This is a genomic window from Pseudomonas sp. NPDC086581 (assembly GCF_044746165.1).
GTDB lineage: Bacteria > Pseudomonadota > Gammaproteobacteria > Pseudomonadales > Pseudomonadaceae > Pseudomonas.
The window spans coordinates 600,169-621,877 of sequence record NZ_JBIVBR010000001.1 but is presented as its reverse complement, the minus strand read 5'-3'; the positions used below and the strand labels follow the sequence as shown (position 1 = coordinate 621,877).

Below are 21,709 nucleotides of genomic sequence, written 5' to 3'. Positions count from 1 at the left end.
ATGGCCGGCGACTCCTTCAACGGCAGCACCGCCACCCGCCAGCTCGCGCCGCTGGACGCCCTGCGTCGTGCACTGCTGGAGTGGGGTCGCAGTGACGGCGTCACCTGGGTGTACATCGCCAAGGTGCTGCTCGCCGCGCTGCTGACCCTGTGGCTGGCGATGCGCCTGGAACTGCCGCAGCCGAGCACGGCGACCATCACCGTGTTCATCGTCATGCAGCCGCAGAGCGGCCAGGTGTTCGCCAAGAGCTTCTACCGGATTCTCGGCAGCCTGGTCGGACTAAGTGTGATGGTTGCGCTGATCGCCATTTTCGCCCAGCAGCGCGAGCTGTTCCTGCTCGTCTCGGCGCTGTGGATCGGCCTGTGCACCGTCGGCGCCGCGCGCTACCGCGACTTCCGCTCCTACGCCTGTGTCCTCGCCGGCTACACCGCCACGCTGATCGGCCTGCCCGCCACCCTGCACCCGGAAGCCGCGTTCATGTCGGCGATCTGGCGCGTGCTGGAGATCAGCCTCGGCATCCTCTGCTCCATGGTGGTCAGCGCCACGCTGTTCCCGCAGACCTCCAGTACCGCCATGCGCAGTGCGCTGTACCAGCGTTTCGGCGCCTTCGCCGGCTTCGTCCTGGACAACCTCGGCGGCGGCGAGCGGCCAAAGTTCGAGGCCGCCAATGTGGCGTTCGCCTCCCAGGCGGTGGGCCTGGAAGCGCTGCGCAGCGTCACCCGTTTCGAAGACCCGCATATGCGCCTGCGTTCCGGCCGCCTGTCGCGCCTGAACAACGAGTTCATGGTCCTCACCACCCGCTACCACGCGCTGCACCAGTTGCTCTCGCGCCTGCGTGCGCAGGAAGCCGAGGCCGTGCTGCGCGCGCTGCAGGCGTGCCTGGATGAACTCGCCCAGGTGCTCGCCCCGTGGCGTGGCCAGTCGGTCACCGACCGCGACGCCGAACGCCTCGCCGCGCAGTTGGAAAGCCACCGCACGCGGATGATGCAACGCATCCGCTCCGGTCGCGCGCAACTGCTGGAGGAGCAGGACGAGCCGTCCGCGCTGATGGACTACAACACCGCCGGCGAGCTGCTCTACCGCCTGGCCGACGACCTCTACAACTACGCCCTGACCCACGCCTCCCTGGCCGCGCACAAGCACGAGCGGGAGAACTGGAAGCACGGCTTCTCGCCCAAGGCCAACCTGGTCGCCTCGCTGGTGGCCGGCGGGCGAACCGCATTGATGGTGCTGGTGTTCGGCATCTTCTGGATCGAGACCGCCTGGCCCAGCGGCAGCACCTTCGTGCTCAACGCCGCCGCCGTCGCCGCGCTGGTCTCTGCCGCGCCAGACCCGGCAAAGATGGCCATGCAGATGGCCGTGGGCACCTTCTTCGCGGCCATCCTCGGCTTCTCGGAAACCTTCTTCGTGTTCCCGCACCTGGACGGCTTCGCCTTGCTGGCCTTCGCCCTGGCGCCGGTGTTCGCGGTGGGCGCGTTCCTCTCGATCAAGCCCAAGTACGCCGGCTACGGCCTGGGTTTGCTGGTGTTCTTCAGCTTCGGCGCGATCCCGGCGAACCTCACCGTCTACGATCCGGGCCGCATGCTCAACGAGTACATCTCCCTGGTGCTGTCGCAGAGCCTGGCGGCCGTGGTCGCCGCGGTGATCATGCCGCCCACCAGCGCCTGGCTGTGGCGCCGCCTGGAGAAGGACCTGCGCCTGCGCGTGGTGGAAGCCATCAGCGGCAAGCTCGACGGCCTCGTCTCGTCCTTCGAGAGCGGCACCCGCGACCTGCTCAACCAGGCCTACGGCGTCGCCGCGCGCAGCCCGCAGATGCAGCGCCGCCTGCTGCGCTGGACCTTCGTGGTGCTGGAGATCGGCCATTCGATCATCGAGTTGCGCGTCGAGCAGGAAGCCCTGCCGGACGAGCCCTGCTACGCCGAGTCGACGCCCTGGCGGCAGTCGATCCGCGCCATGGGCCGCGCACTGATCCGCCTGTTCGTCAAGCCGTGCGAGGCCAACCGCGAACGCGCCCTGGCCGCCGTCGAGCAGGCCATCGACTGTGTGAAGACCACCGACGAGCCGCGCGCCCCGGACTTCGAAAGCTCGCCGCTGCGCCGCGTGCTCAGCTACCTGCACTTCCTCCGCAGCAGCCTGCTCGACCCGCAGTCGCCGCTGCGCGATGGCGAAACCTCTTCTGGAAGATCGACCCATGTTGCCTGACCTGCCCCGCGAGATCGCGTTCCACGGGGTCTACATGCCGACCCTGACCCTGATGTTCCTCGTTGCTGCGGTGATCTGTTGGGGCATCGACCGCATCTTCGCCTCCATCGGCCTGTACCGCTTCACCTGGCACCCAGCGCTGTTCCGCGTGTGCCTGTTCGCCTGCCTGTTCGGCGGCCTGTCTCTCACTATCTATAAGTAACGAGCGTGCACCCATGACTCTCAAATCCATCATCAGCCTGCTGGCGACCCTGATCATCCTGGCGGTCGCCGCGTTGATCGGCCGCGCCCTCTGGGTGAACTACATGGATACGCCCTGGACCCGCGACGGCCGGGTGCGCGCCGACATCATCAATGTCGCCGCCGACGTCTCCGGCGTGGTGGTCGACGTGCCGGTGCGTGACAACCAGCAAGTGAAGAAGGGCGACCTGCTCATGCAGATCGACCCGGACCACTATCAGATCGCCGTGAAGCAGGCGCAGGCCCTGGTCGACTCGCGCAAGGCCACCCTGCAGATGCGCCTGCTCAACGCCAAGCGCCGCCGCGCCATGGACGAGGAAGTCGTCTCCCGCGAGAGCCTGGACGACGCCAGCAACACCGCCGCCGCCTCCGAGGCCGACTACCAGCAGGCCCTGGCCGCGCTGGACGCCGCCAAGCTGAACCTGGAACGCACCCAGGTGCGGGCCTCGGTAGACGGCTACGTGACCAACCTCAACGTGCACCGTGGCGACTACGCCCGCGTGGGCGAGGCGAAGATGGCCGTGGTCGACGAGAACTCCTACTGGATCTACGGCTACTTCGAAGAGACCAAGCTGCCGCACATCCGCGTCGGTGACCCGGCCGAGCTGCAACTGATGAGCGGCGAGCGCCTGAAAGGCCATGTCGAGAGCATCGCCCGCGCCATCTACGACCGCGACAACCCGGAAAGCCGCGAGCTGGTGGCCGATGTGAACCCGACCTTCAACTGGGTGCGCCTGGCCCAGCGCGTGCCGGTGCGCATCCACATCGACGACGTGCCGGAAGGCGTGCTGCTGGCAGCGGGCATCACCGCCACCGTGATCGTCAACCCGCAGAGCCGCAACGCGGAACTCTCCGACGGCGCGGCTGCGGCGGCGCAGTGAGTTGATCGGGTGAATGAAAACGGGAGCTGCGGCTCCCGTTTTCGTTTCAGGTCCGTGCAGCGGGAAGCTCCGTCGCCTGGGCTGCCCTCACCCCAACCCTCTCCCGAGGGGAGAGGGGGCCGACTGTGCCGGCTGATGCCCTGGATCCCCCTGTGCCTAACAGGTCGATGGGACAGCCGCGCAGGGCGAAGATCTTCGTAGGAGCGAGCTTGCTCGCGAACAGCCCAGCGCCGGTGCCATGCGGTTCGCGAGCAAGCTCGCTCCTACAGGGATCGCTTATCCCTCGGCGTTTTCGCGCCGGCGGTTCTTGTAGCTGCCGCGGATATTCATCGCCGCCAGGCACAGCTGCAGCAGCACCAGCGCGTAGGCCTTGGCCGGCAGGCCCCAGGCAATCCACAGCGCATTGCTGACGAGAAACACCCAGAAGCCCACCTTGCGCCGTTTGCGGTCGCGCGAGCCCACCAGCCAGGCGGCGAGGACGGTGACCAGCATGGCTGGCCATTGCAGCAGGTCGATCAGTTCGTTCATGGGGGCTCGAGCTCAGGTGGATGTCCTGAACTCAGACCAGCCCCGGCGCTGCAAAGTGCGGTCGAACTGGATAGCCATCGAGCAGCGCGTTGGTTTTCTCCGCGTCCAGCTCGCCATTGAAAGGCACGCCCAGCGCCTGGCGATGGATGCCGGTGGACGCCAGCCACAGGGTATCGATGCGCGCGGCCAGCGCGCCGGGTACGTCGGTCACCAGCGAGTCGCCGACGAACAGAATGTGCTTCGCGCCGCGCGCCTCCAACTGCCGCTGGGCGATGCGGAACGCCGAGGGATCGGGCTTGCCGTACCAGTGCACGCTGCCGCCTTCCTCGGCGAACGCCTCGGCCAGGCGGCCGGCGCCAAACACCGTCTGGCCGCCGGAAACCACCACACGGTCGGGGTTGGCGCACAGGAAGGGTTTGTCGGTCGCGCTGCGCAGAGGGGCGAAGCGCTCTTCCAGCTCGTCCTGCGGGAAGCTGCCGACACCGAGGATCAGCGAGGCGGCATGGATGTCGTCGCAGAAGCGCTCGCGGATCTCCACCGGCCAGGTGGTCAGCGCATCGCCCACGCCGACGGTGTAGATACCGCCGCGCTGGAATTTACGTTCATGGGTGAAGGCGTCGATGGCCAACTGGCCGGAAGTGGTGATGCCGGCGAACAGCTCGCGGGAGACGCCCAGGCGCACCAGGGTGTCGGCCATTTCCGGGACGCTGCGCGAGGCGTTGCTGAGGAACCACACCGGCTTGCCTTCGGCAGCGCGGCGCGCGAGCCAGTCGAGGGCGCCGGGGAACACGTCGACACCGTCGATCAACACACCCCAGAGGTCGAGCAGAAAGCCGTCGTAGTCGGCGCAGAAGGCATCGAGGCCTGCATGGTCGATGTAGCGGGTGTGGGTGACGGCGCTGAAACGGGAGGAAGTCATGGCATGCCTGTGAAACGGTGAGAGTGCGCCCACGTTAGCGCACTCTCGCCATGACGGTGTGACAGATACGCCGATCAGTGCGCCGGGTGCGGCGGCCGTTCCTCGCCGAAGGTGTCCGCCAGCCAGCCCTTGAGTTGGCAGCCGGCGAGGGCCGAGGTGCTGCATGCGCCGCTGGCCAGGGCCAGTTGCAGCTTGCCGATGTCGGCTTTCTGCACGTAGGCGATGGCGTCGGTCATGTCGTCTTCGGTGCCGTAGCCACCCTCGACCATTTCCTTGAGCGCGTCTTCCTTGCTCCAGCCCTGGATCACCGTGCGGTACATGGCGGCGAACAGGCCGGTACGATCACGCCCGTGCTTGCAGTGCATCAGCACCGGGCCATTCTGCTCGGCACTCTGCAGGATACGCAGGACTTTCAGCACGTCGGCGTCGTCGACGCGGTCGGCGTGGGTCGGGAAGCTCACGACCGCGATGTTCTGCTGGCCGATCCAGGCGCGATCGTCGTCCTTGATGAAGCTGACCACGGTCTTCACCTTCAGTTGCTCCAGCACCGGCAGGTTCTGCCCGGAGGGCAGGGCGCTGCGGTAGAGGGTCGGCGACATCTGGTACAGGTTGAACGACTTGTCCACCGGCTTGGCCCAGTCGGCCTGCGTCTCGCCAGCGGCCAAGGCGAGCGGGCTAATGCTCAGCAGTGCAGTGCTCAGCAGGGCGGCGGCGATGGCGCCACGGAGAATCGAAGGCAGGGACATGGGGACTCCTCTAAGGTCCGCGTCACCTTAGAAGGAGGCCGGTTGTAAGCGGATGAAAAGCAGGTGAAGAAAGCGTGAAGGCGACTCAGCGTCGGTCGGCCGGCAGGAAGCGCGCGAGCACGCCGGGGCGAAAGAACCACCAGACGCACAGCGGATAGCACAGGTAGTTCAACGCGTAGATCAGCAGCGCCGCAGGGCTCGGCGTGTTCTTCCACGCAGCCATGCCGACGAGGAGGGCGTAGAGCACCGCCAGCCCACCGCCGTAAAGCGCGGTCAGCCGCCAACGCTCGGCGGTCTCCGCCAGGCGTTTGTGCCGGCGGGCGAACCAGAAGGCCATGGTGGCGGCGATCACCGCTGCCACCAGCAAGGTCGCCGGCACACCGCCGACCCGCAGCAGCCCGCGTGCCACCACGTTGAGGAAGAAGGCAGCGAGGATGCCGGCGAGGGCGAGGTAACGGATCGGGTAGGTCATCAGAGTTGCCCGTCGAGGCCGAAGCGCTTCTTCAGCACCTTGTCCAGCAGGCCGGTGGGCAGCCAGCGCGAGAGCAGCGGCAGGGCCCGGCTGCCGTTGCCGATGCGCAGCAGGCGCGGGCGCGGGGATTTCTGTGCGGCAGCCAGCAGCTCGCGGGCGAAGTCGCTGGCGGGGGTGGGTTTGTCCTGGGAGGCCGCGGCGCGCGCCTGGATGAATTGTCGCAGCGGCCACCAGGCGGAGTCTTCGCTGACCACCGCGGCCATCTCGCGGCTGGCGTTGGCGCCGAAGTTGGAGGCGATGGCGCCGGGCTGCACTTCCATCACCTCGATGCCGAAAGGGGCCAGCTCCAGGCGCAGTGCATCGTTGAGCGCATGCACCGCGGCTTTCGATGCGCAGTAGGCGCCAGCGAAGGGGGTGACCAATACGCCGGACACACTGCCAATGTTCACCACCAGCCCGCGCCGCGCCCGCAGCGCCGGGAACAGTGCGCGGGTGACGCCGACCACGGCGAACACATTGGTTTCGAACTGCCGGCGGATCGCCTGGCTGCCGCCGTCCAGCAGCGGGCCCATGGCGCCGTAGCCGGCGTTGTTGATCAGCACATCGAGGCCGCCGGCTTCGCGCTGCAGTAGTTTGGCGAGACGCTCGACGGCGGGTTCGTCGTTGACGTCCAGCAGCACGCCGCGCAAACCCGCCTGGCCGAGGGTGGCGACATCTTCATCGCGGCGGGCGGTGGCCCAGACCTGGTAACCGGCGGCCTGGAAGGCATCGGCGAGGGCGCGGCCGATACCGCTGGAGCAACCGGTGATGAGGGCGACGGGCTGGGGCATGGTGTGGCAGTCCTTGGGCTGTGGGCGGGACTACCGTACCGGATTGTGCGGGGCAGGTGAATCAATTGCCGAAGCGGCCGCTGACTCGCTCGGCGCGAAATTCCAGGGTGCTGGCGCGGTAGCCGGGGCGCAGCGGTGGCAGCGGCAGGCAGTCGTTCCAGCTATCGCCGGCGAGCAGCGCGCCGGGGCCACGGTAGCGCGGCGCTTCGTAGAGGTTTTCGGCGAGGTCGGTGGTATCGCCGGGACGGTAGGCGGCAACTTTCCAGCGCAGCTCCAGCAGCGGGCGCGCGGAGCCGTTCTTCAGGCTGACGGCCAGGGGGCGGCCAGGCTGGCACTGGTCGGGTTGATAGGCGATGCGCAATTCCAGGTGCTGGAGCTGGCGGGTGTCGCTGTTGTCCTGCCAGATGGCCACGGCGATGACCGTGGCCAGCCCGACCAGCCCGGCGCCGGAGATCGGCAGGGCGCGGGAGGGGTAGCGGATCAGCAGGATGATCCAGGTGACGATCAGCAGGATGCCGTACAGCATGGAGCGCTCCGCGCAGGGTTTCGAGCATTACCTTAGCAGGCGGCGGGATAGGGCGGGTTGATGTGGCGCGGGTGTTCCCTGTGGGGCTCGCTCGCGAACCGTCCGGCAACGGTGTATCCCTGAGGGAGTGGGCAGCTACGGGCATAAAAAAGCCCCCGCACCGGAAGGTGCGGGGGCATGGCGCCGATGGGGGAAGCGCCGGATTCTCGCGTGGAATCAGCGCACGACGGCGCGCAGCTCCACGTTCTCGGTGGTTCGGCCGTAGACGTCTTCCAGACGCTCGATGTCGTCTTCGCCCAGGTAGCTGCCCGATTGCACTTCGATGATCTCCAGCGGGATCTTGCCCGGGTTGGCCAGGCGGTGGACCGAGGCGATCGGGATGTAGGTGGACTGGTTCTCGGTTAGCAGGAAGGTGTTGTCGTCACAGGTCACCTGGGCGGTGCCGGAGACGACGATCCAGTGCTCGGCGCGGTGGTGGTGCATCTGCAGCGACAGGCGCGCGCCGGGCTTGACGGTGATGTGCTTGACCTGGAAGCGGCCGCCCATGTCCACCGAGTCGTAGGAACCCCACGGACGATAGACCTGGCAGTGGTTCTGGGTCTCGCTGCGGCCGGCAGCGTCGAGCTGGTTGACTACCTTCTTGACGTCCTGCACGCGGTCCTTGTGGGCGATCATCATGGCGTCCTTGGTCTCGACCACCACGATGTCTTCCAGGCCGACCACGGACACCAGCTTGCCGTTGCCGTGCACCAGGCAGTTGTGGCTGTCGTGCACGACCACGTCGCCCATGGTGACGTTGCCGTCGGCGTCCTTGTCGTGGACTTCCCAGATCGACGACCAGCTGCCGACGTCGTTCCAGCCGGCGGCCAGCGGGACCACGCAGGCGCGGCGGGTCTTTTCCATCACGGCGTAGTCGATGGAGTTGTCCGGGCAGCACTCGAAGGTGGCGGCGTCGATGTTGATCAGGTCGCCGTCGTGCTGGCTGCGCTCGAGGGCGAGCAGGCAGGTGTCGTAGATGTCGGCGTCGTGCTTCTTCAGTTCTTCCAGGAAGCGGCTGGCGCGGAACAGGAACATGCCGCTGTTCCAGAAGTAGCCGCCTTCCTCGACGAACTGACGGGCACGGGCTTCATCGGGTTTCTCGATGAAGCGCTCGACGCGGATGACGCCGTCCGGCAGGCCGCGCTCGTCGCCGGACTTGATGTAGCCGTAGCCGGTTTCCGGGCGGTCGGCGGGGACGCCGAAGAGCACCATCTCGCCCTTTTCGGCGGCATTGGTGGCCAGTGCCAGGGCGCGCTGGAAGGCGCGCTGGTCTTCGATCACGTGGTCGGCGGGAAGGATCAGCAGCAGTTCGTCACGGCCTTCGGACATCAGCTTCATGGCGGCGATGGCGACTGCCGGGGCGGTGTTGCGGCCAAAGGGTTCGAGGAGGATGGACTGAGTCTTCAGGTCCAGCGCTTCGAGCTGTTCCTGGACGATGAAACGGTGTTCCTGGTTGCTCACCACCACCGGCGGCTCCATGCCTTCGAACACCAGGCGCTCCAGGGTCTGCTGGAACAGGGTGTGGTCGCCGGTCAGGGCCAGGAACTGCTTGGGATACTGTTTGCGCGAAAGAGGCCAGAGTCGCGAGCCGCTACCACCGGAAAGGATTACTGGGATCATCGGGTTTCTCCTAAAGCGTTTGCGTTCTGTTGGCCGGTCCACGTCATGCGGGCCGGCGTGCGGTTTGGGTGACCTCTCCTGTGCTTGCCGTCGTTGCGGCGCACGGGTTCTTCTGCCGGTGCTTGGCCGGTCTTGTTGTTCTGGGTGGAGCGGGGCGCGTCAGTTGCCGGTGCGCCCCAGGACCCTCCCCGAGGGAAGGGCAGGCAGTTCGTGCCGGCGGGAGGTGTGGCGCCTCGTCCGCACTCCGGATGGGAGTGGCAGTGCAGCATCCGCCGGCGCATGGATCAGTCCGCCTTCACCGGGCGCTTGACCCACACAGGGTTCAGCTTGCCGGCGTCGCCAGTGACGTAGAGGCAGACCACTTCGCCGCGCTCGAGGGTGACGGGCTTGAGGTCGCTGACCTTCTTCGCGCCGTCGAACAGCGCCAGGTTCACTTTCACCGGGTTGATCTCGCGGTCGCCGTGGCTCTGCGGGGCGACGTTGCTGACCACTTCGGTCTTGCCGTCGGCGGTCTTCAGGGTGAGGGCCTTGCCGCTGAGGTTCTGTACACGGACGAGAGCCTTCTGCTTGTTCTTGAACGGCGGCTCGGGCACTAGTCGCGGCTGGCCGCCGGGCTGGCTGACGAGGGTGTAGTAGGCGTCCGGGTCGAGTTTCACCGGCAGGCTCTGGGTGCCGACCTTGGCGGTGTAGTTGCCCGGCGGGAGGAACTTGAAGTCGCTGGAGCCCAGCGGCGAGATGTCGTTGAGGGTGGCGTTGCCGACGCTGACGGACAGCTCGCCGCTGCCGGCGTTGTAGGCCCGTACGAAGGTGGAGCCTTTGGGCGCCTGCGGGCCGTACAGCGCGCCTTCACCACCGGCGAAAGCGCCGAAGGATGCGGCGCCCAGGGCCAGTGCGAGGGCGGACGACTTCAGGGTGCGAATGGTCAGTCGGTTCATGCTCAGTCGGTTCATGGGGTGTACCTCCGTCTACTTTTTCTCGTATGGGCAAGGGTGGTGCCCTGTTCCAGCGCTCGATGCGCCGTGGATGTATCTGCTCAGTGAGCCGGGGCCTGGTTGGAAGCCAGGCGTTCGTCGCGGCTACCGGCTGCCCGCAATTGCGCCACCCAGTCCTGGTTGAACTGGCTCAGGTCGCTGTGCATCGGCAGGTAGCGTTCGGGGAATTCCCAGACCAGCAGTCGCGCCGGCTTCTGCTTGAAGCCTTCGTCCTGCAGGAGTTCGAGCATCGGTTCCAGGGGGCCCTTGCCCTCCTTGGCGTAGTTGATGACATCCGCCGAGAGCGCCTGCTTGAGGGCGCCGGCGAAGTTCCAGCGTGCGTTGGCGCTGTAGCTGGTGCCGACCAGGGCGACCTGCGGCTGGGTGCTGTCGCCAAAGAGGTCGCCGCCGCTGGTGTCAGCAGAGCCGGCGGTGTCCTCGGCCGGGTGGGTCTGGCGCTGCTGCAGCTGGTCTTCTTCAGGCAGCAGGTTGGTGAACAGCGGGTCCAGAGGCAGGAAGGTCAGCAGGTCGCCCTTGTGCGCGCCGCTCTTGCCGGCCTCGGTGACGAAGCTCTGGGTCGGCAGGTCGGCGCCCTGGCCGGCGCGGATGCTTTCGCCCAGGCGCTGGGCCACGGCTTCGGCGCCCAGCGGGGTCCAGTGGGTGTCGGTGCGCAGGAACACCTGGCCGTTGTCCTTGGCCTTTTCCATCGTCTCCAGCAGCTCGGGCGCGGCCATGCCGGCCTGGCGGGCGCGCTGCAGGAAGTCGGTGTAGAGCGAGGCGTGCAGGGCTGCGGGTTGCTCCTTGCCGACGTACTCGGGGTAGAGGCGGGTCTTGGCGGGGATGATCGCCAGCACCAGCTTCACGCCGCGGCGCTCCAGCTCCTGTTGCACGCCGCGCACCAGCGCCCAGTTATCTTCCAACTGTTGCTGGGAGGGGGCGGGCTTGAACTCTTCATCGGTGAACAGCCAGCCGTCCTTGCCGATCACCACGCCGGGGCGGCCTTCGTCGAAGACGGTGTAGTCCAATGCGGCCCAGAGGTTGGTGCCCAGGCGCTTGATGGGGAATTCGTCGTCGTAGTGGCCTTCGAAGGCGTGGGCCAGCTTGCCGTTGAGCACGGTGGTGCCCTCGGCGGCGGAGAAGCTGGGGAAGGCCTTCAGCGACCAGCCGGCCAGGCCCAGCAACATCCCGCCGAAGGCGGCGATGTAGGCGTACTGGAGGGGTTTGGCGATAGTCATGGATGCCTCGTCCGGATCAGAACTGGAAGTAGAGGAACGGTGAGTAGCTCTGCGCCGAGAGCTTGAGCACCGAGGCGGCGAACAGCAGGAGCAGGGCGATGCGCGTGGCCAGTACCGGCAGCTGGGTCATCCAGTGCGGCTGGTAGACGGCGGCGCCGCTGGGCGAGTAGGCGATCGCCGCTGTGTCCTGCTGGGCCATGGCCGGAGCGCGCGGCTGGGCGCTGGCCGGGCCGTCGGCGTCGACCTGTTCGGTCTTCGCGGCGGCCTTGGGCGCCTTGCTCTGCATCGGTTGGTTGTAGAACTGGCGCAGGCCGAAGAAGGCGAGCACGAGGTAGGCGATCACCAGGGTGCCGACCTGCAGGCCGGTGAGGCTGGCGCGGTTGAGCTCGGAGAGCTTCCAGTCGCCGAAGCTGAACATGGCTTCGTACATGCGCCAGGCCACGTGCAGGTCCTCGGCGCGGAAGATCACCCAGCCGACGATCACCAGCAGGAAGGTGAACGCCCACTTCAGCGGATTGAGCACCCGGGGTGCGGCGTTCACGCCCAGCGCGCGCTCGATGGCCAGCCACACGCCATGCCAGGCGCCCCAGATGATGTAGGTGACGTTGGCGCCGTGCCAGAGGCCGCCCAGCAGCATGGTGAGGATCAGGTTGCGGTAGGTCTGGAAGGTGGTGCCGCGGTTACCGCCCAGGCTGATGTACAGGTAGTCGCGCAGCCAGGTGGACAGGCTGATGTGCCAGCGCCGCCAGAACTCGGTGATGGACTGGCTGATGTAGGGCTGGTTGAAGTTCTCCATGAAGCGGAAGCCCATCATCAGGCCGAGGCCGATAGCCATGTCGCTGTAGCCGGAGAAGTCGAAGTACAGCTGTGCGGTGTAGGCCAGCGCGCCGAGCCAGGCGTCGCCGGTGGTCGGGTCCTGCAGGGCAAAGCAGTGGTCGGCCACCGCCGCCAGGGTGTCGGCGATGAACACCTTCTTGACGAAGCCCTGCATGAAGCGGGTACAGCCTTCGGCGAACTTGTCGACGGTGTGGGTGCGGTGGTTGAACTGGTCGACCAGGTCCTTGAAGCGCAGCACGGGGCCGGCGATCAGGTGCGGGAAGATCGCCACGAACGCCGCGAAGTCGATCAGGTTGTGCGTGGCCGGGGTGTCGCCGCGGTACACGTCGATGATGTAGCTGATCGATTCGAAGGTGTAGAAGCTGATGCCGATCGGCAGCAGGATGTGGGTCAACACGAAGGGCTGCATGCCCAGCGAGGTGATGATCTCGTTGAGGCTCTCCACGCCGAAGTTGGCGTACTTGAAGTAGCCCAGCACGCAGAGGTCGACCACTACGCCGAGGATCAGCCAGCGCTGGGCAGCCTTGGTGCGCACGCCGGCGGCGCCGATGCGCAGGCCGATCCAGTAGTTGAAGACCGTGACGCCGGCGAACAGCAGGAGGAAGTCCACCCGCCACCAGGCGTAGAAGATGTAGCTGGCGACCAGCAACAGGAGGTTCCGGTAGCGGTTCCCGCTCAGGTAGTACAGGCCGAGGAAGACCGGCAGGAACAGGAACAGGAATACGTTGGAAGAAAAGACCATTCCGCGTCTCTCTCTGGAGCTTCAAACCTTGAGTCGCTCCGAACCTTCCGGCGTCTTCGCGACGCCTTGAGGAAAGGCCGGGGCAACCCGCCAATTCCTCCCCATGTGGTGCTCAATCTGTTGCGCCCGCCCGCGTCTTTATTGCGTGGGTCGGGTGGTGTTGCCGTTGCTTCGGAGCGAGGGCTTGCCCTCACCCCAGCCCTCTCCCAGTGGGAGAGGGGGCCGTCCGGTGTTGTCGGATGGCTCGGTGTTGCCGCTCTGCTCTGGTAGGGCGAATAACGCGAAGCGTTATCCGCCGTGGTTTCGTGCCAGATCCTTCGGCGGATAACCGCAAGCGGTTATGCGCCCTACGGGAGTTCCGCTTTCAAGGAGACGGGCGCTGCTTCAGCTCCCCGCCCCCTGACGGTTGAAAACCTTGGTCACTTCACCCCCCAGGCGGAAACTGTTGAACGGCTCCATCTTCTTCTTCCAGTCCTGGGTCTTGGGCGCGCAGCTGTAGAGCGCGCAGTAGGGTTCGAGCCAGGCGAACTTGCTGTTCTCCTTCAGGTCGCCCATGTCCTGGTCGTTGCCGGTCTTCTGGTCGAACGCGTCCTGGTCGTCCACGCCTTGCATCACGCGGTTGGCCAGGCGCTGCAGGGCGCCGTTATTTTCCTGGCGCAGGTCGACGCCGTTCACCTGGGCGAAGGCGGCGATCATGGTCAGCGGCGGCAGCGAGTAGTTGTGGTACGACAGCGCGCGCTGGCGGCGCTTGAGTTCGTTGGGCAGGTAGCCGTCGGCGTCGACCTGGTTGGCGGCGACCTTGAACTCCTGCACCGACCAGTCGAACAGGTCGCGGCGGTTGGTTACCACAGCGGTGGACATCACCGACCAGGCGGCCCAGTAGGAGTGGTTGTTGATCTTCTTCAGCGGCAGGTCGCTCCAGTCGCGCACCACCTGGCTGCCCAGGGTGCTGAACCAGTTCTCGATCTCTTTCGACTGCTCGCCGTAGGCGGCCAGCGGGCGGCTGCTGGAGAACTTCAGGCGCATGTAGGAAGACGACAGGCTGCCCAGCGCCCATTTGCGCATGGACTTGCCGGTGTGGTTGTAGTCGCTGCTTTCCAGCGCACCGGCCCGCGCCCAGGAATCCAGCCAGTTCATCGCGCAGTCCAGGTCGCCCTTGTTGCCGCTGCGCATGTACTGGGTGATGAGCTTGGTGGCGCCGCGCTCCATGTCGGTGATGTCCTTGATCTGGCTGCGGAACTCTTTCTCCGCGTCGACGTTCAAGGTCGAGCGCGCCGAATCCGAGCCCTTGTACTTGCTGGTGAACTGCAGGCTGCCGGTGTAGGGCGTGGGCGGTGTCGGGCAGTTGTCGGCGTCCTTCTTGCTGCCCTTGTCGCCGACGGCGGAGAAGTAGCCCGGTGGCGGCATCAGGTCGGCGGCGTAGGTGGCGCTTTCGCCACCGAACAGGGCGCCGAGCACGGCGATGGTCAGGCCGATGCGGGCGACCACGGGGGTCTTGATCTTGCGTAGGCTGGGCATGGAATTCACTCCCTCGCGTCAGTTGGCGGCCATGTCGGCCGACTTGGCTTTGGGCGTCTGACAGAGCTTGGCCTCGACTTCCAGGCCCGCCGGCATGTCTTCCGGCGCCTCGATCTCCAGGGAGAGGAACTGCTGGTTCGACCAGTCCTCGTCGTTGCGCAGTTCGAAGACGTAGCGTCCGCCGGTATCCACGGCCTTGGACTGCTCGATCTTCAGCTGCTCGCGACGACCGTTCATGTACCAGATGGTGTTCTTGAGTTCGTGCACGCCGGGGTCGGAGTAGGTGACGTCGGCGGTGTAGCTGCCCGAGCGGATCGGCAGGGCGCTGCTGTTGACCAGCACCTCGTTGCTGCCGGCGTGCAGCTTGACCTTGCGGCTGATGGCCGGCTTGCCGTCGGCGCAGCCGTTGTCCACCAGCGGCATGGCCTGGCGGTAGAAGCTCTTCTGCGCCATGTCGTAGTGGGTGGCGAATTCCCAGATGAGGATCTTCGGCGGCTTGTCGTGGAATTCCTTGCTGGTCATGTAGGCCAGCAGGGAGCTGTCGAAACCGCCGCCGGACACGGCGTTGTTGAGGATGTCGACCTTGCCGTACTGCTCCAGGAAGCCGGCGAAGTTGTACGCCGGGCCGCTGTTGGAGGTGCCCACCAGCGCGACCTGGGCATCGCCGCCTTCACCGAATAGATCGCCGCCGCCCGAATCGCCCACCGGCTCGGTCTCGAAGCGGTCGACGTACTGCGGCGCGTAGCTGCTGCCGCACAGCTGGGCGGCGGCCTTGTGGAAGGTGCCCAGCTTGGACAGCAGGCCCACGCGCTTGCTCTCGAATTCCTTCTTGGGAATGTCGTTGTAGGCGGGGATTTCCTTCAGCGTCTCGGCGACGATCTTCGCACTGCGCATGGCGCCGTACGGGGTCCAGTGGTGGTCGCCCTTGAAGTAGTAGGGGTGCTCTTCCTTCTCGTCGAACAGCGGCGAGAAGTCCGGGGTGTAGATGCCGGCCTTGCGGAACTGGGCGATGGTCGCCTGGTAGTTCTGCTTGGCCAGCTCGAAGTTGAAGCTGGCCTTCTCCTGCGGGTTGAGCTTCTCGCGGTTCACCAGGCCACGGGTGGGCTGGTAGACCACGACCAGGTCGATACCCTTGCGCTTGAGTTCGTCGCGCAGTTGCTTGAGCTCGCGCCAGCCTTCGGCGCTGGTGCCGAAGTCGGTGCGCAGGTCGTAGGTGGTACGGAACAGCCAGTCTTCCTGGGCCGGCACCAGGTGGGTGAAGAAGCCCAGGTACTTGGTGTTGTACGCCGCGTTGTTGGCGGCGGTCGGGCACAGCCCGGCAGCCGGCTGCGCGGAGTAGCTCGGCGCGTCGGCGGCGCTGGCCTGGTGGGCGAGCAGCAGGGCGGCGGTGAGGCCCGACAGGCGCAGCAGGTTGGTGGTGATTTTATTCATGGTCGGTCCTCAGTTCTGCAGTTCGGCCTGGCTTTCGACGGGGTCGATCAGCACCGCGCGTTGCTGGCGCACCAGCAGGTCCAGGATCTGGTCCTGCTTTTCGCCGAGCACGCCGTTGAAGGAGATGCCGGATGATTTGGTCGGGCCGAGCATGGCCACCTTGTAGAGCTCCAGCGACAGCGGCGAATCCACCGACAGCGGACCCGAGCCGTTGCCGGCCAGCTTGCCGCCGACCACGATCAGCGAGACCTTGGTGTCGAAGGGGTCGAGGTCGATGTTGCGGTCGGTATCGGAGAGGTCCTTGATGTGGCCGTAGACGCCGATCAGCTTGTTGCCGGCCGCGAGGTTCTCGTACAGGCGGATGTTCACGCTGTTACGGATGCGGATGCCGTGGCGCAGGTTGGCCAGCACCTGGTTGCCGTAGATGAGGTTGTCGCCCGACTCGTAGAGGGTGATGCCGTCGGAATGGTTGCGGTACACCTCGTTGTAGGCCACCAGATTGCGCTCGGAATTACGGTCGAGGACGATCCCGGAGAGGTGGTTGTCGTAGGTCTTGTTGTGGATGATCCAGCTGTCGTTGACCTCACGCGAAACGATGATGCCGTGCTTCTTCTTGGTCCCGTAGACGGTGTTCTCGGCGATGATCAGGCGATGCGAACGGTCGTGCGGGTCGATGCCGTAGACGATGTTGTTCTTGTAGGTATTGCCGCGTACCACCAGGTCGTCGGCCTCGTAGCAGTAGAAGCCGTACCAGGCGTCCTCGAAGGTGGAATTGAGCACCCAGCCCTGGGGCCGAGGACGCTTCATGGTCTTGTCCATGCCCGGGCTGTACTGCGAGATGGAGATGCCGTAGGCCTTGGAGGCGTTGTAGCCGAAACTGGTGAAGTGGCTGTTCACCAGGTAAGCCTCGGCGCCGCCCCAGGAGATCAGGAAGGGGCGGAATTCGTTGGGCTCCTTGAACCACGCCGGTTCCTTCTTCGCCTCGTTCCAGGCGGTGACTTTGGTGTTACGCACGAACAGCTTGCCGTCGTTGACCAGGAACGCACCGCGGTCCTGGGACAGGCGCAGTTCCTTGACCTTGCCGTCGATCTCCAGGGTGGCGCCCTGACTGACGACGATGGGCAGGCGGGCCACGTAGACGCCCGGCTCGGTCTGTTCCAGGGCAGTTTTCGGCAACTTGCCCACGAGGTCGGCGAGGTTGACGTAGCCGCCGTCGATGAAGATCGCCTGGGGCATCTGGCGCTGGCGCTTCACCCATTCGGCGAGACGGTTCTTGCCGCCTGTGAATTCCTTCAGCGGCTGCTGCTGGACCATGCGTTCGATGTGGGCCTTGCCGCGCTTGTTGCGCTGGATCTTCTTCTCCACCGCCTCGGCGGTGTAGCCGGTGAGGTCGGGCAGCTTGGGCGGTTCCAGGTGCAGCGGCTCGCTGGGTGCCGCGGTCACCGTGTAGTTGCCCGATTGCTTGAGGGTCTGGGTGTGGCCCGGTTCTTCTGCCGGGGCCTGTTCGCCTTCGGCGGTCTTGCCGGTTTCGGCTTTCGCGGCGTCGGTCTTCTTCGCATGTGCGCTGCTGGCTTCGGCCTTGGCCGCGGGCTGCGCCGCCCAGGCTGGAGTGGTGGCCAGCAATACGCTGCCCAGCAGCAGGGTGGACCATTGCACGGCGCCGGACTTGCGCTGGCCTTGCGGCCCCCTCACCCCAACCCTCTCCCGCAGGGAGAGGGAGCTGTTCGGAGCGATCGGCTGGCACGGCACGCAACCCAACGCCAGAGCGTCCCCTCTCCCCCTGGGAGAGGGCTGGGGTGAGGGTGTTGGAGCGGGGAAGGGTGCTCGGATAGTCATCGCTACAGTCCTCAGAAGTGCCAGATCACATCGACGAACGCGTGGTGCATGGTCGAGTCGACGTGGCTGCCGTAGGCGTCACCAGGCTTGAATACGCCGCCACGGAAGCGGATCAGCGCCGACGGCTCGTCGATCGCCTGGCTCATCGAAGCCGGCAGCAGGCCCTGCTTGAAGTACTTGGTGACGACGAGGTCGACTTCCTGGCCGATGTCCTTGGAGTCGTTGACCAGCGGAGCGGTGATGCCGCTGCTGCCGATGTCCGAGTCGCTGTCCACGCGGCGGAACTTGTTGTAGATGACGCTCGCGTCGTAGTCGTCGCGCAGCTGCCAGGAACCGAAAAGGGTCGCAGCTTCGAGGTTCGACAGTTCGCCGCGGAAGGCCTCGCCGAAGCGGTGCGCGCGGGCGCGGGTGCCGGTGAAGTTGGAGCGGTTGCTCTCAAGGCCGGTCTGCTCGAACTGGTCTTCGCCGTTCTTGCCGCCGCCACTGCCGCGGGCGTAGGCACCGCCGACGCGCCATTGCTCGTCGATGTTCCAGCGCAGGCCCAGGTCAGCGCCGTAGGCATCCACGTCGCCACTCTGCTTGCCTGCAGCGACTCGCTCACCGTTCACCGGGACGGTGGTCAGGCGGTCACGGTTGCCGGTCAGCCAGGTAGCGCTGGCCCAGTAGTTGATGGGCATCTGCGAGCGCCAGTTGTAGCCATCGCCGTTGGCCTCGATGCCGACCCAGGTGAGGTCGCCGGTGGAGCGTTTGTCCAGCGAGTCGACGGTCTCGCCCCGGTCCGGCAGGCTGCCGCTGTCGTCGGAATGGTGCAGGCGCAGGCCGACCCAGTGCTGGGGCATCCACTGCGTGGATATATCGCCGAACACATGGGTGCGGTCCTTGTCCTCCGGCGCCAGGTCGGTGATGTCGGTGCGGTAGTCGGAGAAGCGCTGGGCGGCGCCGAGGTGGGCGCGCAGCAGGGTGGTGTCGAAGGTCCAGTTCAGCGCTTCGATGTTGGTGTCCTGCCACATGCCGCTGTCTTCGCGCAGGCGCTGGCGACCGAAGCGCAGGTGCTCGCCGGGGTACTGGGTAAGGCCGGCGTAGTCGACCCAGAATTCGCGCAGGGCGAGGTAGGCATCGTCGGGCTCGCGCTTGTTGTCGCGGCTGCCGCTGCTGGTGTTGTTGACGTCGTCGTTCTGCAGGGTGTCGGTCTGGATGGTGTCGGTGGCGGCGACTGCCTGGCCCATCACGTAGGCGCTCCAGTCGCCCCACTGGCCGAAGGCCCAGGGGCGCAGGTCCAGACCGATGCCGTTGAGGTCGCCGCCGCGGGCGGTGCCCAGGTCGCGGTCATCCTCGGATTCGGCGGTCACCTTGATGTCGAGGCCGAAGTTCTTCGGTGGCTCTTCTGCCGCGTGGGCGAGGCTGCCGAACAGGGTGCCGGCGAGGCTCAGGCCAACGCCGAGCATGGCGGGGAACAGGCGGGCGCGGCGGACAGCGGAAGCCAGGGCACGCGGCTGAACTCCATCGACGAGAGCAAACAGCGGGGTGGTCATCGGGTCGTTGCGCTTCATAGATTTTCTTGTTCCTGGTTGTTCTGCAGAAGGCTGACGGTGGCTTGCCAGTTGGCGCCGCGAGCCTGTTCTTCACGCTTGAGCAACTGCTGGGCCGCACTGCGGTCGGCCGGCTGGATCTGCGGTTCGATCTGCGCCATCAGGTCGCTCGCAGTGGGTACCTGCTGGCGCTGGGCGAGCTCGCCGAAGACGTAGGCATTGACCAGGTTTGGGCGAATGCCGCGACCCTGCGAATAGAGCTGGGCGAGGGCCATGTCGGCGCTGGCCTGGCCGGCGCGGGCGGCGATGATCAGGTGGTCCACGGCCTTCTGCGGGTAGACCTGGCCGAGGAAGCCGCGGCGGTAGATCTGGCCCAGGTAGTAGTGCGCCTGAGGCTCGGTGGCGGCGGCCTTGAGCAGGTGCTGTTCGGCCTTCTGCGGTTCCTGCGGGGCCCACTTGCCGTCGTAGTAGAGGCGCCCCAGCAGCAGTTCGGCGCGGGGCTGCGCGGCTTCCTGGCCCTTCTTCAGGTAGTCGAGCATCTGGTCGAGGTCGCCCAGGTCGGGGTTGTCGTACTGCAGCTTGGCGAGGCTGACCCAGGCGGCCGGGTAGGTTGGCGCGATCTCGTTGAGCAACGCCTGTGCGGCCTGCGGGTCGGCGGTGCCGATGTTCGGGTCGGCCAGCACGCCGGCTACCGATTCGACGCGCTCGGACGGTACGCGGCCGGCCTTCCAGCCTGCCTTGAGCGATTCGATGTGGGCCTTCTGCTTATCTGCGTTGCCCTGCTTCTGGTACACGGTGGCCAGCTCCATCCAGCACACGTCCATGCGGTTCAGCCAGCGCTGGCAGACCTGCTCGACTTCGGTGAGGTGCTGGTCGTAGGTGCCCTGGGTGCGGTACAGGATGATCTGCGCCAGGTCCGCCTGCGGCAGTCCCTGGGCGCGCCACTGGTCGATGCGCTGCTGCGGGTTCACGTTCGGCCAGGCCTGCGGGTACTGCAGGTAGAGGACGATCAGCGGAACCAGCGCGCTGTCCTCGCCTTCGTTGAAGGCGCGGGTCAGCAGCTGTTCGGCTTCGCGGTGCTCGGCGTCGGTGCCGCCGGGCTTGGCCGCCAGCCACTTGCCCAGGCGGGCGCGGGCGCGCGGGGAGCTCTCGGCCGCTTCGCGGTAGAGCTTCTCGGCGCGGGCCTGTTCGTCGGGGTCGCCGGTGGCGGCCTGCATGTCGGCCAGTCCGACCTGTGCGTCGGCGTAACCCATGGTGGCCAGGGCCTGGAAGTTGGCCTGGGCGGTGGCGATGTCGCCGCGGTCCAGGGCCTCCTGGGCCAGGCGCTGGTCGGGCAGGCCGGCGCATCCGGCCGCGGCGGCGATGGCCAATGCCAGTGCCAGGTGCGGGGCGTGTCGCAAGGCAGGTCGATTCATGCGGGCGGTCCTCTTAGCGAGCGGTGGCCAGGGCCATCGCTTTGTTCAGCAGAGTGCGGCCCGGCAGGCCGCCGATGCTGACTTCAGTCGGGCGGCCAGCCATCTGGCTGTCGAGCGGCTGGTCGGGGGTGATCTGCACACGGATTTCCGAGGACAGGTCACCGTCCACCGGCGCGGTGCGCAGGATGCGGCCGCCGCGCACTTCGCTGTCGCCGGCGACCTGGAAGTTCACGTGGGTGCCGGGGGAAAGCTCGGCGGCGTTGCGGTAGGGGAAGCGCGCTTCGACGGTGGCGGTGCTGTCGCGCGGGGTCAGGGTGAAGATCACGTCGCCCTTGTTGGCGAACTGGCCGTTGGCGACGCGCTGCTCGACCACGCGGCAGTCGCACGGGCTGGTCAGGGTGCCCTTCATCTGATGGCCGAAGAGCTTCTCGATGTTGCTCGGGTTGAGCTGTTCTTCGGTCAGGTTGCCCTTGAGCAGGTCCAGCAGGTTGGCGGAGAAGGAGGCGATCGGCGCGCCCTTGGCGACTTCGGCGCCAGGCTCCACCAGGCTTTCCACCGTGCCTTCGCGGGGCATGGTGATCTGCTGGTTGGCCACACTGACCACACCCGAGTCGGCATGGGTGACGAAGTACAGGTTGTAGATCTGGTTGAGGATCACCGCGAAGGCGCCGACGCCGACCACGAAGATCGCGGTGCTTACGGTGACCGCGCGGAAGCGGCCGAAGAAGCCCATGCCGCCGGAGCCTGCACCGTGCTTGCGGGCCTTGGTGAAGTTCTCGCGCTGCAGGGTGTTGAGCATGTCGCCCACGCTCACTACTTCACCGGCCAGGTAGGAGGTGATCAGGTAGCGCAGGGCGGCGATCTCGCGCGGCTTCAGGTGCTGGAATTCGCAACCGACGCGCGCGCTTTCGCGGTCGTAGGAGCGCACCTGGAACTCCACTTCCAGGGAGAAGCTGATGCTGTCGATCTGGAACAACAGTTTGCCCTTGTGCAGGTCGCCGACCTGTACCGGCGTGTTGTTCGCGGAAGTGAAGGCGAAGCCGCCGGCGGACAGGTCCAGCAGGCGGGCGTCGACGCCCTCGCGGTGGGATCCGATGTAGCGGATACGGGCGGGCAGCTTGACCCGGGCGTGCTGGCGCTGGGCTTCGGATTCATGCACGACATTGACGTTGACGGCGGTATTCATGAGGTC

The 21,709-nt window shown here is 66.4% G+C and carries 19 protein-coding genes; 3 read left to right on the top strand and 16 right to left on the bottom strand.

Annotation, left to right across the window (positions count from 1 at the left end):
• The 3 genes from ACIPK7_RS03015 to ACIPK7_RS03005 are packed head-to-tail and all read left to right on the top strand — an operon-like array spanning position 1 to position 3,323.
• Positions 1 to 2,202, top strand: a complete 2,202-nt coding sequence (locus tag ACIPK7_RS03015) for an FUSC family protein (RefSeq protein WP_401085153.1) — start codon at positions 1 to 3, stop codon at positions 2,200 to 2,202.
• 1 nt (position 2,203) lies between these two features.
• Positions 2,204 to 2,404: a DUF1656 domain-containing protein gene (locus ACIPK7_RS03010; RefSeq protein ID WP_081516439.1), complete on the top strand. Its 201-nt coding sequence runs from the start codon at positions 2,204 to 2,206 to the stop codon at positions 2,402 to 2,404.
• Between the two features lie 13 nt (positions 2,405 to 2,417).
• Complete coding sequence (locus ACIPK7_RS03005) at positions 2,418 to 3,323, top strand: HlyD family secretion protein (RefSeq protein WP_192430740.1); 906 nt, start codon at positions 2,418 to 2,420, stop codon at positions 3,321 to 3,323.
• 276 nt (positions 3,324 to 3,599) lie between these two features.
• Here ACIPK7_RS03005 and ACIPK7_RS03000 read toward each other — a convergent pair whose 3' ends face one another.
• The 16 genes from ACIPK7_RS03000 to ACIPK7_RS02925 all read right to left on the bottom strand — a co-directional run bounded on the left by ACIPK7_RS03000 (position 3,600) and on the right by ACIPK7_RS02925 (position 21,703).
• Entirely contained in the window at positions 3,600 to 3,851 is a 252-nt protein-coding gene (locus ACIPK7_RS03000; protein WP_192430739.1) for a hypothetical protein, read from the bottom strand.
• 31 nt (positions 3,852 to 3,882) lie between these two features.
• Positions 3,883 to 4,770 (bottom strand): TIGR01459 family HAD-type hydrolase, encoded by an 888-nt coding sequence (locus tag ACIPK7_RS02995; RefSeq protein ID WP_192430738.1) that lies wholly within the window; start codon positions 4,768 to 4,770, stop codon positions 3,883 to 3,885.
• A gap of 74 nt (positions 4,771 to 4,844) precedes the next feature.
• The gene (locus tag ACIPK7_RS02990; RefSeq protein WP_401085148.1) at positions 4,845 to 5,516 is read right to left on the bottom strand and encodes a dual specificity protein phosphatase family protein; all 672 of its coding nucleotides are present in this window, start codon (positions 5,514 to 5,516) and stop codon (positions 4,845 to 4,847) included.
• An 85-nt stretch (positions 5,517 to 5,601) separates the two neighbouring features.
• The gene (locus tag ACIPK7_RS02985; RefSeq protein ID WP_192430736.1) at positions 5,602 to 5,988 is read right to left on the bottom strand and encodes a hypothetical protein; all 387 of its coding nucleotides are present in this window, start codon (positions 5,986 to 5,988) and stop codon (positions 5,602 to 5,604) included.
• Positions 5,988 to 6,818, bottom strand: a complete 831-nt coding sequence (locus ACIPK7_RS02980) for an SDR family oxidoreductase (protein ID WP_192430735.1) — start codon at positions 6,816 to 6,818, stop codon at positions 5,988 to 5,990. The genes ACIPK7_RS02985 and ACIPK7_RS02980 overlap by 1 nt, the downstream gene beginning before the upstream one ends.
• Positions 6,819 to 6,879: 61 nt before the next feature.
• Positions 6,880 to 7,344, bottom strand: a complete 465-nt coding sequence (locus ACIPK7_RS02975) for a multidrug transporter (RefSeq protein ID WP_192430734.1) — start codon at positions 7,342 to 7,344, stop codon at positions 6,880 to 6,882.
• A gap of 216 nt (positions 7,345 to 7,560) precedes the next feature.
• On the bottom strand, positions 7,561 to 9,003 hold the full coding sequence (locus tag ACIPK7_RS02970) for a mannose-1-phosphate guanylyltransferase/mannose-6-phosphate isomerase (protein ID WP_192430733.1): 1,443 nt from the start codon (positions 9,001 to 9,003) through the stop codon (positions 7,561 to 7,563).
• Between the two features lie 284 nt (positions 9,004 to 9,287).
• A complete protein-coding gene (algF, locus tag ACIPK7_RS02965) occupies positions 9,288 to 9,938 on the bottom strand; it encodes an alginate O-acetyltransferase AlgF (RefSeq protein WP_192430732.1) in 651 nt (216 codons plus the stop codon).
• Between the two features lie 98 nt (positions 9,939 to 10,036).
• Positions 10,037 to 11,209 carry an alginate O-acetyltransferase gene (locus tag ACIPK7_RS02960; RefSeq protein WP_192430731.1) on the bottom strand — a complete coding sequence of 391 codons (1,173 nt, stop codon included), beginning with the start codon at positions 11,207 to 11,209 and terminating at the stop codon, positions 10,037 to 10,039.
• A gap of 16 nt (positions 11,210 to 11,225) precedes the next feature.
• Positions 11,226 to 12,788: an MBOAT family O-acyltransferase gene (locus tag ACIPK7_RS02955; protein ID WP_401085143.1), complete on the bottom strand. Its 1,563-nt coding sequence runs from the start codon at positions 12,786 to 12,788 to the stop codon at positions 11,226 to 11,228.
• Between the two features lie 384 nt (positions 12,789 to 13,172).
• Entirely contained in the window at positions 13,173 to 14,288 is a 1,116-nt protein-coding gene (locus ACIPK7_RS02950; RefSeq protein WP_401085592.1) for a mannuronate-specific alginate lyase, read from the bottom strand.
• Positions 14,289 to 14,324: 36 nt separating this feature from the next.
• On the bottom strand, positions 14,325 to 15,737 hold the full coding sequence (locus ACIPK7_RS02945) for an alginate O-acetyltransferase (protein WP_401085140.1): 1,413 nt from the start codon (positions 15,735 to 15,737) through the stop codon (positions 14,325 to 14,327).
• 9 nt (positions 15,738 to 15,746) lie between these two features.
• Positions 15,747 to 17,429, bottom strand: coding sequence for a mannuronan 5-epimerase AlgG (algG, locus tag ACIPK7_RS02940; RefSeq protein WP_192430728.1), 1,683 nt, complete (start codon positions 17,427 to 17,429; stop codon positions 15,747 to 15,749).
• A gap of 155 nt (positions 17,430 to 17,584) precedes the next feature.
• Complete coding sequence (locus ACIPK7_RS02935; protein WP_401085589.1) at positions 17,585 to 19,018, bottom strand: alginate export family protein; 1,434 nt, start codon at positions 19,016 to 19,018, stop codon at positions 17,585 to 17,587.
• Positions 19,019 to 19,119: 101 nt separating this feature from the next.
• Positions 19,120 to 20,517, bottom strand: a complete 1,398-nt coding sequence (gene algK, locus ACIPK7_RS02930) for an alginate biosynthesis TPR repeat lipoprotein AlgK (protein WP_401085137.1) — start codon at positions 20,515 to 20,517, stop codon at positions 19,120 to 19,122.
• 13 nt (positions 20,518 to 20,530) lie between these two features.
• Positions 20,531 to 21,703 carry an alginate biosynthesis protein Alg44 gene (locus tag ACIPK7_RS02925; RefSeq protein WP_192291891.1) on the bottom strand — a complete coding sequence of 391 codons (1,173 nt, stop codon included), beginning with the start codon at positions 21,701 to 21,703 and terminating at the stop codon, positions 20,531 to 20,533.
• Positions 21,704 to 21,709 lie beyond the last annotated feature (6 nt).